The organism is Priestia sp. HNGD-A6 (assembly GCF_045784335.1).
Taxonomy (GTDB): domain Bacteria; phylum Bacillota; class Bacilli; order Bacillales; family Bacillaceae_H; genus Priestia; species Priestia zanthoxyli.
Genome location: NZ_CP138621.1, coordinates 2,199,943 through 2,214,906, shown reverse-complemented (window position 1 = coordinate 2,214,906; position 14,964 = coordinate 2,199,943). Strand labels below are relative to the sequence as shown.

Here is a 14,964-nt window from a genome sequence, read left to right as displayed (position 1 = left end):
ATAATCAGTATATGAAAATCTTTATACGGTGCTACTCAAACAGGAAATGTGATTGACGAAGAAAGAATTATTTGGAAGAACATGAATGAATCATGTACAATATGGAGTAGAGATATATGAACGTTGAAGGAGTAGGGGAAGCGGATGGAAACTTTAGAATCTCGAGTATCACGTTTAGAATATTACATAAAACTGTTATCTGGGACATCTGAACAAGAAGCTAAACCATTTATTGATTTAGTGGTAAGAAATCAGCTTACAAAGAAGGAAGTAGAGGAAATTTTAATTCTGTGTGAAGATACAAAAAGCGAATATATTGAGCAAAAAGCGGAAGGCCTAACAGACTTTGTTCCGCTTCTTACACAATTTGTTGGTATGCTGAATTATAAATTAACTCCTAGAGAGACGGTCGAATCGCTTCGTTATCAACCTTCTTATCAAGATGTGATGAATGAATTTTTTGAAATTATTCAATGGATAAGGGACTAACCATTAAGAGTTTGAAATAGTCTCCTGGTGGTTCTCTTTATCTTTCTTGACAAGCTTGCCATCTTCTTCAGTGAATTCTTCTTCGATATGATGGAAAGATCGCTCGAAGATATCCATAAAATCTTCACCGTAAATTTTGCGGATGACGGTCATTAGTTCCATAAACTCAGGGAATTTGCCGTACAAGTCGCGCAACGGAAGTGCGCCGCTGAATACTGAATTATTAGAAGGTTCGTAATGTTCCATTAAATCCAGTAAAATGGCCTCGCCTTTATCTGTTAGCTGAATGTACGTATTTCGCTTGTCGCTTTCTTTTTTAGAAAACTCAAGTAAACCTCGTTCTTCTAGTTTTTTGGAGAAGTTAAATGCAGTAGAAACATGCATAACTCCAAACTTGGCAATTTCGGAAATGGAAGCCCCGTTTAAATGATATGAAATCCACAAAATATGATGCTCGTTAATATTAAGGTCATAAGGCTTAATCCATTGCTGCCAATCCTTCTCTACGGTTTTCCAAAGGGCTTTACTTAATTGGGCAATACGTTGGCTAAATAGAAGTGCTTCTTTCAAACTGTAATCCTGATCACTAGTCTTTTTCATCTTCTCCCACCTACTTAGTCTCTTTTTTTATTTATCTTCTATTATGCCAATAAAATAAAAAATTATAAAGATGTAAATTTACAAAATTTTAAAAAATTAAAAAAGAAGGCGCTTTAACCTTCTTTTTTGTCAATTTTTTCATTGGGATTTTTAGTTGTCTGTACATGTTCCTCTAGGTTTGACAAAGAATTTTGGATTTCTTTCAAATGATGCTGAATGGATTCCTTATGAGGGACAATTTCTTCTTTAAACTGACCAAGGGTAGTAGAAAGGTCACTTGCGATATTTTTCACTATAGTATTTCCTTCTCTGGCGGTCATTTGTACTTGTTGAGAAACAGCTTTTATTTTTGTTGAGAGCTCTTGTTGTGAAGCGTTAACTCGGTCTTTTCGAGAATTGACACGCTGTTTAAGTTCTCGTCCTGAATATGGAGTAATAAGAAGCGTTGTAATAGCGGCTACGGTGCTTCCGATTGCTGCTCCAGCTGCTAGTTTTTTCATTCTACTCATTATTTATTTCCTCCTATGTAGTAAAGTAATTGCTAACACTTCCTTCTGACATAATCATAAAAAAATAGCATAGATTTATACAAAAGAAGGAGGTTATCAACATGGGATAGCTTTATTCATTCTTTTGATGATTAGCCTGAGTTTTTTTCTGGCTGCTTTTAAATGGTTTAGCCTTACGACTAGAACGGCATCATATCCACCTAAACATGTGCTTAAACAAAAGTCTCTTACATGTGCGACAGTGGCTTTTGCGAGTTTTTTATTGGCGCTTATACTTTATTATGTAACCTAGGATGGGGAACTTAAACCTTTATTACATAGTAAGTCTTCATACCTATTGTATGAGCTGCAAATGAAATTTAAGTGAAAAGCATCCTGTATCATTTCTTTTTAAACAACAAGTTAAGAGCCGGACTTTAGGTTGTCTCTAAAAGATCAGCAACATACTATAAATGAACCGTTTTATCTAAAGGTCCGCCACGCTTTGGCGGGCCTTAGCTTTTGGTGTAAAAAAAGAGCCTGATTCTTAACTAAATCAGGCTCTTGACGTTACGATAATTTTGCTTTGATGCTTGTGCGTTTTAGAACGGATTGAACAATTGGATAAATAACGACCATAACGATTGTATTCACTACTGTTGCAGGTAACACAACCGCAGCAACAAGCGCCATGACGCTGTTTCCGCCCGGTAAGCCGACGATTAGCGCGGCAGCAGACAAGAATACGGTTCCTGATACGAGCGTGCCAACAGCTGTTAAAGCAGCGGCAACTGGTGTTTTGATGCCTATTGCTTTTTTCACAAGCATAAATAATGCAAAGAAAACAAATGCTGTAATTGGTTTATCAATCAAGTTTGCAATTTGTCCGCCAGGAAAGCTTGTTGTTAAAGCAGAAATAACTGCTGTGGTTAAGCTAACCAATGCAACATTTTTTACGCTAGGAAACAACAGGATTGCTAAAAACATCATTGTTAACATCATATCTGGCTTCATTCCAAATAAAATAGGAGGTACCACCGTGTGGAGAACCGCTCCAATTCCGACTAATAACGCTAAAGAAACTAAAACTTTTGTATTCATTTCTCATCTCTCCTCTTCTAAGCTAAGCTCGAAATATACCAATAGTGCGTCTATGCCCATTGCATATATTTACATACTGATTATAACATATTTATGTGAAAAAAGAATCAGCTAATTCTGCCAATTACGCGTTTGCCTGCGCAAATTCATCCATAAAGACGGCAAGAGCTTCACACGCTTCAAGCGGCACAGCATTGTAAATAGAAGCGCGGCATCCGCCGATTGAACGGTGTCCAGCTAATCCTACAAAGCCTTTTTCTTTTGCTTGCTGTAAAAACTCAGCCGTTAGCTCATCGTTTGGTAAAGTAAACGTGACATTCATAATTGAACGGCTTTCCTCTGTAGCGTGAGGAGTATAGAAACCGTTTGAACGTTCCATGCTTGCGTAGAGTAACTTAGCTTTTTTATGATTTTGAGCTTCAATGGCTTTAACGCCCCCTTGTTCTTTAATCCAATCTAAAACAAGTGAAAGCATATAAATACCAAACGTTGGAGGAGTGTTGTAAAGAGAATTGCTCTTTACGTGAGTCTCATAGTTCAGCATTGTTGGTAAACCTTCAGGGATACGTTTAAGCAATTCTTTCTTCAAAATGACAACTGTTACACCAGATGGTCCGAGGTTTTTCTGAGCACCAGCATAAATGAGTGAGAACTTAGATACATCAATTTGACGGCAAAGAATGTCGCTTGACATGTCAGCAATTAAGTCTACTCCTTCAATAGAAGGGTAGTCAGCCCATTGTGTACCAAAAATGGTATTATTGGACGTGATATGCAAGTATCCAATCTCTTCTTTTGGAAGCTTTATATCATCTAAAGCTGGAATAGAGCGGTAGTTCTCTTCTTTAGTAGAAGCAACAACTGCTGTTTTTCCAAGTTTCTTTGCTTCTTTTAACGCTTTTTCCGACCATGATCCCGTTAGCACATATGCCCCGACTTGATCAGGAGCTAAAAAGTTCATTGGAATCATAGAGAATTGCAGGCTTGCTCCGCCCTGCAGGAATAAAATTTCATGTGTATCTGGAATATTAAGCAATTCCGTTAGTGTTTCTTTAGCATGTGTTAATACATCTTCAAACTCTTTGCTGCGATGTGATAATTCCATCACAGACATACCTGTATTTTTGAAGTTAACTAGCTCCTCTTGAGCAAGTTGTAAGACAGGTAGGGGAAGCGCAGATGGACCTGCATTAAAATTATAAGCTCTGTTTAACGTAATCACATTAATTCCTCCTCAAATTAGTTCGAACACTCATCATACAAAATGGCTAATGACTGATGTCAGAAAGAATATCATTATACTATCATGAAAACCATTGGTTGTGGAGGGAACTTTTCAAAAATTTAAATTAATCTGTAAAGAGAAAATAATAGAAAAAAGATAAATAAAAAGTATACGTAAACATGTTTTGGCAAACATGTAAATGAAATGTTTATATGCTATACTGATGGAAGAAATAATGTGGAGGAACAGAATGAGAGTATTAAAATATGCAATATTAGGGCTCTTAAATCAGGAGGAGCTCAGCGGGTATGACATTACCAGACTTTTTAAAGAAGAGGTTGGTAATTTTTGGAGCGCTAAACACAGCCAGATTTATCCCGAGCTAAAGCGATTAACAGAAGAGGGATTTATTCGCTATGAAACGGTGATTCAAGGCAAAAAATTAGAAAAAAAGATGTATTCGATAACGGAAGAAGGAAGAGTGGAGCTAAGCAAGTGGCTCACTACGATTGATCCTATTCCTGAAACAACTAAAGATGAATTTATGTTAAAAGCTTATTTTGCTTCATCCATGTCAATAGAAGAGTTAAAGCAACAAATAGATAACCAATTATCAAGCAGGAAAATGAAGCTGACTTTTTTAAAGAAACGAATGGATGATCTTTTAGAAGAAGTTAATCACCACATTACCGTTTCTTCTCCTCAATTTGGTCATTACTTGGTGCTATCTCGCGCTCAAGACCGGGAGACAAGCTATATCAATTGGCTTGAACGTACGCTGAATTTAATTGAAAAAGAACAATAAGAAAAGGTGAGCAGATCATGAGTTGGTGCATAAAATCATTTCAAGAGCTGACAAACGATGAGCTTTATGAAATTCTACAGCTTCGCACCTCTATTTTTGTTGTGGAACAGAAGTGTGCTTACTTAGAAGTAGATGGAAAAGACAAATTTGCTTATCATTTGTTCAAAAAAGAAGATGAGAAAATTATCGCATACCTTAGAGTTTTACCAAAAGGAATTAGCTATAAAGAAGCTTCTCTTGGACGTATTATTGTAAAACAAGCACAGCGCGGTACAGGTCTCGGAAGAGAACTAGTAGCAAGAGGAATTGCTTTTCTAGAGAATGAATTGCACGAGAAGACAATTAAAATTCAAGCTCAAAGCAGACTTCAAACATTTTATGAATCGTTTGGTTTTAGACCTATTTCCGATATTTATTCAGATGAAGGACTCCCACACGTCGATATGCTAAAGACACCTTAGAAACTTCACCATTTGTGTGAAGTTTTTCTATTTTTAAAACGGGTAAGGTGAAAGAAACGTGTAGGGTTTAGTGGCATGTAGATAGAATCGATATGACTACTACTAAATTAGTAATTTATGAATAAGATAGATAGTGAATTTGTTTCTTTTTACTTATTCTTTGATTTTCAGTAAGTGATATATTGAAGAAAGTAATAATATTGTATATAATGATTTTTGTAACAAAAATGTAACAATTACGTAATATTCTTAATATTTATTGGAAAAGAAATTTGTTGTACATATTGCTTGGAGGCATTTTTATGAGTGCAAAAGAAAAGAAAAATAGGTATATATATAGTTTGGACGGACTTCGGGCCTTTGCTGTCATGGCTGTGATTGCTTATCACTTAGGCTTTGGATGGGCGTCTGGAGGATTTTTAGGAGTTGACGTTTTCTTTGTATTATCTGGGTATTTAATTACCTCAATTTTACTGGTGCAATCTTGGGAAAATCCTTTAAAGAATTTGAAGCATTTTTGGATTAGCCGTACGAGAAGACTTCTTCCAGCTGTGTATGTGATGGTCGTATTAACTGCAGCGTGGGTTATTTTATTTAACCGACCATTGTTAACAACGCTACGAGGCGATGCATTATCGTCTATTTTTTATATGAGTAACTGGTGGTTTATTTTTCATAAAGTTTCATATTTTGATAGTTTTGGATCACCGTCACCATTAAAAAACTTATGGTCACTTGCTATTGAAGAGCAGTTTTATATTGTATGGCCACTTGTTTTATTGTTGGGTTTGAAATTTATTAAAAAGAGAGGAATTCTTTCTCTATTTATTTTAGCTGGAGTAATGGCCTCAGCCATTCTGATGTCTTTTTTATATGAGCCAGGAGGAGATCCTAGCCGCATTTATTATGGAACCGATACTCGGCTGTTTGCCCTTTTAATCGGTTGTTTACTTGCATTTGTCTGGCCGATGTATCGTTTATCATCAAAAAATCTTCCAGCTGTGGGCAAGCAAGTATTAAACGCAGTAAGTATGGTAAGCTTCTTTGTATTTATTCTCTGCGTATGGAGCGTTGATGAGTATACGCATGCATCTTTTCTTTATCAAGGTGGCATGCTGCTGATTTGTTTAAACGCTGCTGTGCTGGTTGCAACGATTAGTCACCCTAGTAGCTTTTTAGGAAAAGCTTTGTCGTTTAAACCGCTTCGCTGGCTTGGTACTAGATCATACGGTATCTATTTGTGGCATTATCCGGTTATTGTTCTTACAACACCTGTAGCCGAGATTGGCCGCCCGGTCTATTGGCATGCGCTGTTACAAGTAGGAATTACATTTATCATTGCTGAACTTTCGTACCGTTACATCGAGGTGCCTATTCGAACACGCGGTTTTCGCTATTATTTCCGGCACTACCATCCGAGAGAGCTTTTTAAATGGCGTAATCTCTCTCGTTCGAGACAAGCGGTTTTGGGCAGTCTCATTTTCTTTTTGGCGTTGTTTACAGCGGATATGACAAGCTTTGCTATTAGTACGCAGCAAAAGGATGAGACCGAAGCAAAACAAACAGAGGTTAAAATTCAAACGAATCATAAAGAAAATGCTTCAACTTCTGTCAAAGACAAGAACAAAGCGGAGGATGAAAAAACAAAGAACGCGGAAAAGAACTCCGCAGAAGAAAAATCTGATGCAAAAGAAGAACAGCAGCCGAATTCTTACAGAGATGTTCTTGCGATTGGAGATTCGGTCATGCTGGATATTGCTCCTAATCTTAAAGAGATGCCGCTTAGTATTACGATTGACGGAAAAGTAGGAAGGCAGCTCAATGAAGCACTGCAGCTAACTCCTAGTTATCAAGCATTTAATAATCCGAACAGCGCAGTGATTATTGAGTTAGGAACGAACGGTTATTTTACCAATGAAGAACTTGAACAACTGTTAAAAGCTTTTTCACAAGCGGACGTTTACTTAGTGAATACGCGCGTTCCTCGTTCCTGGGAAAGCACCGTGAACAAGAACTTGAAAGCTGCTTCCGAAAAGTTTGATCACGTCACGCTTGTAGATTGGTACTCTGAGGCTTCTAAGCACCCTGAATACTTTACATCAGATGGTGTCCACTTGGTACCTGAAGGATCAAGAGCATTAACAAAATTGATTGAAGAGCGTATGAATTTAGAAGTTAAGGAAGAAAATGGTTCATAATGAGCGAGAGACGTATTGAGTTTTAAATCATAAACTGATTAATAGATAAAACAAAAAAAGCTTACATGTGTAAGCTTTTTTTGTTTCAAGAAAGGCGAGAAGAAATATTGCCAGCGATTTCTTGAAGTTTTTCAGGCGTGTATTCGCTTGTATGCTCTTTCCATACAGCACCGAATCCATCGCCTTCCCCGTAGCGTGGAATAATGTGCATATGATAATGAAACACGGATTGACCAGCTTTTTCACCATTATTATTTAAGATGTTTAAGCCGATTGGGCTGTATGTTTCTTTAATTGCATTTGCGATTTGAGGAACCACTTCAAATAAATTGCGCGCAATTTCCGGTGTTAGTTCGTGAATGTCTTTTTTATGTACTTTTGGAATCACCAGCGTATGACCTTTTGTTACTTGACTAATGTCTAAAAAAGCTAATACATGTTCGTTTTCAAATACTTTTGCACCTGGAATTTCACCGCGAATAATTTTGCAAAAAATACAGTTTTCATCATGTGTGCTCATTATGTTCACCTTCCGTTACTAATATAAATGTATGGGTATACATGTACGTTTATTTTACCACAAAGTAGAAATGCAATCAGCAGGCAAGAAATAGCCACTCATATTTTATACACAAAAACGGGATGCAAACGATTATGCATCCCGTCATGTGAAGAAGGAAAAAATAGCTTTTAATGCAGCATATGATCTTTAAGGAACACCTCATTTACGTAATTACATTGCCTAATGAAACAGTAACTTGAAAAAGTATATTCTCTTTAACAAACACCTCATTTAAGCATTGAGCTAAAAAAATATACAATGTGAACGAAATCGTTCTTGGTCTTTGACAAACACCTCATTTACACAGTAATAAATGAACATTATTGTCTACCCATTATATATATTCTTACTACGTTCATGACTACCATCCCCTTATGAATCAAACATACATCGATTTACAATAAGGTTTTCTGAAATATGCCTGCTGTAGACACCTCATCCCAAATGTAAGAAGCTTTGTAATGATTAGTTGTAATCAATAACTTGTTTTCCTTCTTCCCTATATAGAATGTCCCGATATTTCGATTATATTCTGGAAAAATTAACCGAAAAGAATTGAAAACGATGTGAGGACGAAAAAGATTTGGTACAATAGAGCAAATAGCGCTTGCGCTTGTAGACAAAAAAGAACAAATAAAAGGAGATCGTGATGGGTTCTTTATTGCAAATTAACAATATTACAGGGGGATATACGAAAACTCCCGTCTTAAAAGATGTATCGTTTGATGTAAATGCAGGTGAATTAGTTGGGTTAATCGGCTTAAACGGAGCCGGAAAAAGTACAACGATTAAACATATCATTGGATTAATGGAAGCAAAAAAAGGAATTGTATCCATTAATAATAAAACCTTTCAACAAGACCCAACAGGCTATCGAAGTCAGTTTACGTTTATTCCAGAAACTCCTGTGCTCTACGATGAATTAACATTAAAAGAACATTTGGATATGACAGCTATGGCTTATGGACTTGAGCCTCAAGCATATGAAGCACGTCTGCAGCCGCTTTTAAAAGAATTTCGTTTAGACCGGAAGTTAAAATGGTTTCCCGCGCATTTTTCAAAAGGGATGAAGCAGAAGGTTATGATTATGTGCGCTTTTTTGGTTCAGCCGTCTCTTTATATTATTGATGAACCTTTTTTAGGTTTAGACCCGCTTGGTATTCAATCTTTACTTGATTTGATGACGGATATGAAAAAGCAAGGTGCAGGCATTTTAATGTCCACACACATTTTGGCGACCGCGGAGCGCTACTGTGATAAATTTGTTATTTTACATAATGGAGAAGTAAGAGCGCAAGGAACGCTTAAAGATCTTCAAGAAGAATTTCAGATGCGCAATGCTACTCTTGATGAAATTTATATTGAATTAACAAAGGAAGAAGGCTATGAGTAAGATTGACGCATTATGGAAGCAACGATTTCAGCAGTATTTAGTGGATGTAAGAAGATATACAAAATATATCTTAAATGATCACATTAAATTAGTGTTAATTTTTGCGATTGGCGGTTTAGCCTACTATTATCAACAGTGGTTGAGTACATTAACACCTGCGTTTCCTTCGGCTGTAGTGATTGCGATCCTTATGGGGTTGATTTTAACAATGGGCCAAATTCAAACGTTTTTAAAACGACCTGATTTAGTCTTTTTGCTTCCTTTGGAGACGAAGCTGCAGCCTTATTTCAAAAAATCTTTTTGGTTTACCTTTACGATTCAGCTTTATATTTTATTATTTGCAACGGGTGCAGCAGCGCCTCTTCACGTAAAAGTAATGCATGATTCTTACTCAAATATTTTTGTGTTTTTTCTGCTATTACTCATTCTGAAAGTTGTAAACTTAGGCATGTCTTGGTGGGCCGTATGGTTTGAAGAAAAGTGGGCGAAGTGGACAGATTATATCGTCAGATTTTTCTTAAACGCAGTTTTTACTTATTTCTTATTTTCGCATGCATACGTATTTTTCACAGGAATTGTAGCGGTAATTATGATTGCGCTAGCCGTTTATTATCGCTCTCTTACAAAAAGGAAGCCGATTAAATGGGAAAAGCTAATTGACTTAGAAGAAAAGCGCATGGGCTATTTTTATCGATTAGCTAATTTATTTACGGATGTTCCACAAGTCAAAGAACGAATCAAACGCCGTAGATATTTAGATTGGCTAGTAACACGTATTCCATTTCGTCAAAATGCCACTTACCATTACTTGTACACCAGAACATTTTTGCGATCAGGAGATTATTTAAGTTTGCTCGTTCGCTTAACTGTCATTGGCGGATTTTTAATTGTAGCTGCGCCGTTTCAATACGGCAATATAGTGGTTGTTTTATTTGTTGTATACATGACGGGTTTTCAATTACTCCCGCTTTGGAAGCAGCACAAGCAAATTTTATGGCTTTCTCTTTATCCAGTCGAAGCTAAAGAACGAAAAAGGGCATTTTTGGACGTATGGAAAAAAGCGCTGTATGTACAAATTCTTGTGCTCGCCATAGTGGTGGCTTTTTCTAATATAGTTGCTGCACTGCTTTCCTTGGCAGCAGGTGCTATATTTATTCACTTATTTGTAAATGCATATGTAAATAAAAAATTAACGTAAAAAAGCTCCGAATGGAGCTTTTTTTACGTTTTTAGACTATTTTTGAGACGAAGATAATATCCGAAAGCGATAGACGTTCATCGCTACTTTTGTGAGATGATCAAGAAGCTGATAATTCGCATACGCACCTACAACAGCTCCAATTCCCGGCATCAGCTGAAACATTTTCACAACATCAATGTAATCGCGATATTCTTGTTGAAAAGCTTTCCAATCAAGCTCAAGAAGTTCCTCTTTCTTTTCCTCCCAGCTTTCTACTACTTCGAGCAGCTTCGTTCTATGGTCGTCGCTGCAAAAGGCAAGATGAAAAATATATAGCATATAAATGCGTTCTTCTTTTTCTTTTACATCAAAACCATACGTCGCGGCAATGTCAAATAAGCACTTCATTTTTATGGAAAGAAGAAGTGGGAAATCTGCTGCGCCTAAAAGGAGACCACCTGCACCAGTACCAGCTCCTTCTACAGCAGCTGTTTTTTTGTACTTAGGTATGAGCTCCAAAATTCTTTTCTCTTTTTCTTCAAACGAAAGACCGCTGACATCTCTTTTTTTAGTCGTGAAATCGGACCCAACAAGCGTGGTTTCAACCATTTTTTTTATACTTTCAGTTATAATTCTATGGACTTTAGTAGGGATTTTTTCATTTAGTTTAAGCTGTAAGGATTTTGCGGTACGCTGAAATTTAGAAGGTCGTTTCAACATGCTAAATTTCCAATGTTCAGCTTCTCGTAACACTTTTTCTTCATACGTATTCAAAAAAGTCACCTCTTTTCAGTCGATATAAATACTACGTTTTAAGTGAGAAAAAGTTTCCTAAAATAAAACAGCAAGCAATCGTCTGTTTATCTGTACGAATGCTTGCTGAATGATTAATTCGCTTTTATTGCGTTTTTAGAATGAGCTTGTTCTCTTAAATACTCAACAGCAGCCGTACCAAGCGTTTTCGCTGCGATAAGCATTGCTTTTTCGTTAAAATCAAATTTAGGATGATGATGAGGATAAGGAGCATCTACACCTTCTGGCTGAGCTCCTGTAAAGAAGAACGTTCCTTTAATATGCTGCAAATAATAAGAGAAATCTTCTCCAGTCATGTGAGGCTCCGTTTCTTCGACTGTATGAACTTCATCGATTTGAGAAGCAGCAGAAGCAAGAAAGGCCGTTTCTTCCGGGTGGTTTACGACGGAAGGATAGCCGCGCGTATAACTCAGCTCATAAGAAGCATCAGCCGTTAAGCATGTACCTTGGACAATTCGTTCGATTTCTTTTTCGACATCATTTCGTACATCTTCATTAAATGTTCTTACCGTTCCAATTAGTCGAGCAGAATCAGCGATAATATTAAATGCATTTTCCGCTACAAAAGAACCTATGCTTACAACCGCTGAATCAATTGGATTTACACGTCTGCTTACAATTTGCTGTAAATTAACAACAAGCTGAGAGGCGATGACGATTGAGTCTTTTGTTTTGTGGGGCTGTGCACCGTGTCCGCCTGCTCCTTTGATCGTAATTTCAAAGCGATCAGCAGCAGCCATAATAGGGCCCGTTCGATATTGAACCACACCAGTGGGAGTTAATGACCATAAATGCGTTCCGAATATCGCGTCTACACCGTCTAAGCATCCGTCTTCAATCATGGACTTGGCGCCTCCGGGAGCATACTCTTCGGCGTGCTGATGAATGAAGACGATTTTACCAGGGAGAGAATCTCTTATTTCAAAAAGCGCTTTAGCAAGGACTAAAAGAGTAGCCGTATGACCATCGTGGCCACATGCATGCATCACGCCCGGAACAGTTGATTGATAGGGTACATCTTTTTCATCTTGAATAGGAAGGGCATCAAAGTCGGCTCTCAAAGCTACAGTAGGACCAGGTTTTCCTCCTTGAATGCTTGCTACAATGCCGTTTCCTCCTACATTTGCTCGGTAAGAAATACCGATCTTGTCATAAAAAGACCGAATGTAGGCAGCAGTTTGAAATTCTTTAAAAGACGGTTCTGGATACTGATGCAGATATCGGCGAATTTGAACCATTTCATCAAATTTTTCTTCAAGTAAAGTATGTAGCTTGGAGTTCACATAACCATATCCTTTCTGTGTAAGTTGAATAAAGTTTTGAATTTTTTGACATTTTAATCATTATATCATTATCTATAAAAAAGAAAAGAATGTAAGCGTTGTTATTGAAAAAAGTAATTGAATCATGAAATATTTTATATACATAATAGATACATAAGATGAGAAATAGGGACAAAGAATGAGTTTTTTACCAATTTTCTCGTGAGATAATAGGAGGTAACGATATGGTAGATTCACAAACTGTATCTCTGTACAAAAAATTGATATGGGCGTTTGGGATTGCGGGTCTCGTTTTTTTAGGAGTGTTGTTTGCTGTGTCGACAGATTCTTTTCAAGGAGACCGCTGGCTTGTTTCAGCTATAGATGACAGCACTATTCTTCAGTCAGCGTCATCTGTTTTTCACGGCCTGTCTTTTTTAGCTTCAAAAGTGATGATTATGGTTCTTTTAGCTGTACTTATTGTTTTTTTATTTTTTAAAAAAGACTATATTGGCATGATATCCTCATTTTTACTTATTTTAAGCGGCGATATTATTAATAAAGCAGTTAAAGATGCGGTAGAACGAGCCCGTCCTCTTGAAGGCGTCGAAGGCTACAGTTTTCCAAGCGGCCATGCAATGATGGGAATTCTTATCTACGGTCTGATTTTCTTTTTTCTGATCAAGCATATAAACAATCAAAAGGTGGCCAAGTGGTATCAGCGGGCAATTACTTTACTTGTTTTGTTAATCGGCGTGAGCCGTATTCTGTTAAGAGAACACTTTTTAACAGATGTATTAGCTGGCTACAGCTTAGGGCTTATGTGGCTAATTGTAGGCATTTTCTTCTATACGCTTGTTTATGCGTATGTAAGGCCGTCAGCGGAAAAAGAGTTTCCAAAAGGTATGTAACAAATATATACATATGACCCCCTTCATTAAAAGAAGGGGGCTTTTGTTTAAACTAGGAACATTGCGACAATCGTTGTAACAACTAATCCAATCGCTACAGGTTTTAAATTGCGTCTAGCGAGTTCAAACGGACTGACTCCACAAATCGCAGCAGCTGGAATGAGCGCCCATGGAATCAACGTTCCCCCTCCAACCCAAATCGCAGCAATTTGCCCCAAAGCAGTTAGCGTGGCAGCGCCCGATCCTAAAGCAGATGCAAATAAATGAGAGACAGAGCCTACGAGTGAAATACCTGAAAAGCCTGAACCGTCTAACCCTGTAATAGCTCCTAGCGCAGTTATCGTCACAGTAGCGACCTGTGCAGTTAACGGTACAGTCGAAGCAAGTGCAACGCCTAGGTCATTGACAAGTCCATGTGATCCTTTCGGAAGAAAGTCACCAATGATTGTTTTGAATCCAGCATCTCCTAAATAGAAAAAAGCGGCAATCGGAATAACGGGACCGAATACTTTAAACCCAAACTGCAAGCCTTCAATCAAGTAGGAAGTGGTTTGTTCGAGACCTTTTCCTTTGTGAGCAATAAGCGACACCACTACTAAAATAAATAGAGCTGTACCTCCAACGAGAGCAGTGGCATCTCCTCCCTGTAAATGAAGGGCGAACATTGCCCATACGTCTATAGCAAAGAAAAGAGGAACTATAATGGCTAAAGCCCGGCGTAATGAAGGAGAAAGAGGTGTGGATTGGTTAGAAGAGCTGCTTGTTAAAATTGTCGGTTGCGACTGAATTTTATTGTGCTTCATATCTTGTTTTAGAAAGTAAAAAGCAGAGAGTGTGGTAACGACTCCCATCACAATGACAAGAGGGACACTTGCTTGAACAACCTCGTGAACCGGAAGACCTGCTGCGTCAGCGGTTATCTTAGGGGCAGCTTGAATAACAAAGTCTCCTGAAAGCGCAACGCCGTGGCCGAATAAATTCATCGCTACAGCTACGCCTATAGCTGGAAGTCCTACGCGGATGGCAACTGGTAAAAGCACGGCTCCAAGTAAAGCAACGGCTGGAGAAGGCCAGAAAAAATAGGAGATGGTCATCATAACTAATCCAATAACCCAATAGGCAAGAGTAGGTGTTTTAATGAGGCGAGCAAAAGGTGAAATCATCGATTCATTTATTCCTGTAGCCATTAAGACTTTACTCATGGATACAATAATTGAAATAATTAAAATGGTAGGAAGCAGTTCTGTAATGGCATAAATGAAGCTGGAAAAAACAGCGCTGACGGAGTGGCTTAACGAAGAGGTAGCCGTTAAGGAAAGCAAAAAAATCCCGAGTATACAAAGGATACTCGTATCTCGCCGCATAATCATAAAGCCGATAATGAAGGCGATAAAAAGGACATACATCCAATGAAGAGCTCCAAGCTCTATGCCCATAAAAATTCCTCCTAATAGGTGATGTAGTATACAATATGAC

15 protein-coding genes are annotated in these 14,964 nt (G+C 37.7%); 7 read left to right on the top strand and 8 right to left on the bottom strand.

Annotated elements, in window-relative coordinates; all coding sequences use genetic code 11:
* Positions 1 to 144 precede the first annotated feature (144 nt).
* Positions 145 to 489: a DUF1878 family protein gene (locus SCI76_RS11120; protein WP_033580648.1), complete on the top strand. Its 345-nt coding sequence runs from the start codon at positions 145 to 147 to the stop codon at positions 487 to 489.
* 3 nt (positions 490 to 492) lie between these two features.
* On the opposite strand, the gene SCI76_RS11115 is transcribed toward SCI76_RS11120, so the two are convergent.
* The 4 genes from SCI76_RS11115 to serC all read right to left on the bottom strand — a co-directional run bounded on the left by SCI76_RS11115 (position 493) and on the right by serC (position 3,900).
* Positions 493 to 1,089, bottom strand: a complete 597-nt coding sequence (locus SCI76_RS11115) for an HTH-type transcriptional regulator Hpr (protein ID WP_014461677.1) — start codon at positions 1,087 to 1,089, stop codon at positions 493 to 495.
* Positions 1,090 to 1,202: 113 nt separating this feature from the next.
* Positions 1,203 to 1,598, bottom strand: coding sequence for a YtxH domain-containing protein (locus SCI76_RS11110; RefSeq protein WP_406902365.1), 396 nt, complete (start codon positions 1,596 to 1,598; stop codon positions 1,203 to 1,205).
* Positions 1,599 to 2,147: 549 nt separating this feature from the next.
* Positions 2,148 to 2,678: a tryptophan transporter gene (locus SCI76_RS11105; protein WP_043981711.1), complete on the bottom strand. Its 531-nt coding sequence runs from the start codon at positions 2,676 to 2,678 to the stop codon at positions 2,148 to 2,150.
* Positions 2,679 to 2,802: 124 nt separating this feature from the next.
* Positions 2,803 to 3,900 carry a 3-phosphoserine/phosphohydroxythreonine transaminase gene (gene serC / locus SCI76_RS11100; RefSeq protein ID WP_033580646.1) on the bottom strand — a complete coding sequence of 366 codons (1,098 nt, stop codon included), beginning with the start codon at positions 3,898 to 3,900 and terminating at the stop codon, positions 2,803 to 2,805.
* Between the two features lie 253 nt (positions 3,901 to 4,153).
* Here serC and SCI76_RS11095 point away from each other — a divergent pair, with 253 nt between their 5' ends.
* The 3 genes from SCI76_RS11095 to SCI76_RS11085 all read left to right on the top strand — a co-directional run bounded on the left by SCI76_RS11095 (position 4,154) and on the right by SCI76_RS11085 (position 7,367).
* The gene (locus SCI76_RS11095; RefSeq protein WP_028412553.1) at positions 4,154 to 4,708 is read left to right on the top strand and encodes a PadR family transcriptional regulator; all 555 of its coding nucleotides are present in this window, start codon (positions 4,154 to 4,156) and stop codon (positions 4,706 to 4,708) included.
* Positions 4,709 to 4,725: 17 nt separating this feature from the next.
* Positions 4,726 to 5,169: a GNAT family N-acetyltransferase gene (locus SCI76_RS11090; RefSeq protein ID WP_034267989.1), complete on the top strand. Its 444-nt coding sequence runs from the start codon at positions 4,726 to 4,728 to the stop codon at positions 5,167 to 5,169.
* Positions 5,170 to 5,471: 302 nt separating this feature from the next.
* Positions 5,472 to 7,367, top strand: a complete 1,896-nt coding sequence (locus SCI76_RS11085) for an acyltransferase family protein (protein WP_154974290.1) — start codon at positions 5,472 to 5,474, stop codon at positions 7,365 to 7,367.
* 85 nt (positions 7,368 to 7,452) lie between these two features.
* On the opposite strand, the gene SCI76_RS11080 is transcribed toward SCI76_RS11085, so the two are convergent.
* Positions 7,453 to 7,887 carry an HIT family protein gene (locus tag SCI76_RS11080; protein ID WP_014461670.1) on the bottom strand — a complete coding sequence of 145 codons (435 nt, stop codon included), beginning with the start codon at positions 7,885 to 7,887 and terminating at the stop codon, positions 7,453 to 7,455.
* Positions 7,888 to 8,578: 691 nt separating this feature from the next.
* Here SCI76_RS11080 and SCI76_RS11075 point away from each other — a divergent pair.
* Complete coding sequence (locus tag SCI76_RS11075) at positions 8,579 to 9,322, top strand: ABC transporter ATP-binding protein (protein ID WP_407545194.1); 744 nt, start codon at positions 8,579 to 8,581, stop codon at positions 9,320 to 9,322.
* Complete coding sequence (locus SCI76_RS11070) at positions 9,315 to 10,520, top strand: ABC transporter permease (RefSeq protein WP_047751679.1); 1,206 nt, start codon at positions 9,315 to 9,317, stop codon at positions 10,518 to 10,520. Before SCI76_RS11075 ends, SCI76_RS11070 begins: the two co-directional genes overlap by 8 nt.
* 36 nt (positions 10,521 to 10,556) lie before the next feature.
* Here the strand turns inward: SCI76_RS11070 and SCI76_RS11065 are convergent, their stop codons facing one another.
* Positions 10,557 to 11,276, bottom strand: coding sequence for an EcsC family protein (locus SCI76_RS11065; RefSeq protein ID WP_407545193.1), 720 nt, complete (start codon positions 11,274 to 11,276; stop codon positions 10,557 to 10,559).
* A 113-nt stretch (positions 11,277 to 11,389) separates the two neighbouring features.
* Positions 11,390 to 12,598 carry a M20 family metallopeptidase gene (locus tag SCI76_RS11060; protein ID WP_028412548.1) on the bottom strand — a complete coding sequence of 403 codons (1,209 nt, stop codon included), beginning with the start codon at positions 12,596 to 12,598 and terminating at the stop codon, positions 11,390 to 11,392.
* A gap of 224 nt (positions 12,599 to 12,822) precedes the next feature.
* On the opposite strand from SCI76_RS11060, the gene SCI76_RS11055 reads away from it, so the two are divergent.
* The gene (locus tag SCI76_RS11055) at positions 12,823 to 13,488 is read left to right on the top strand and encodes a phosphatase PAP2 family protein (RefSeq protein ID WP_407545192.1); all 666 of its coding nucleotides are present in this window, start codon (positions 12,823 to 12,825) and stop codon (positions 13,486 to 13,488) included.
* 47 nt (positions 13,489 to 13,535) lie between these two features.
* On the opposite strand, the gene SCI76_RS11050 is transcribed toward SCI76_RS11055, so the two are convergent.
* Positions 13,536 to 14,924 carry a hypothetical protein gene (locus SCI76_RS11050; protein ID WP_168761456.1) on the bottom strand — a complete coding sequence of 463 codons (1,389 nt, stop codon included), beginning with the start codon at positions 14,922 to 14,924 and terminating at the stop codon, positions 13,536 to 13,538.
* Positions 14,925 to 14,964 lie beyond the last annotated feature (40 nt).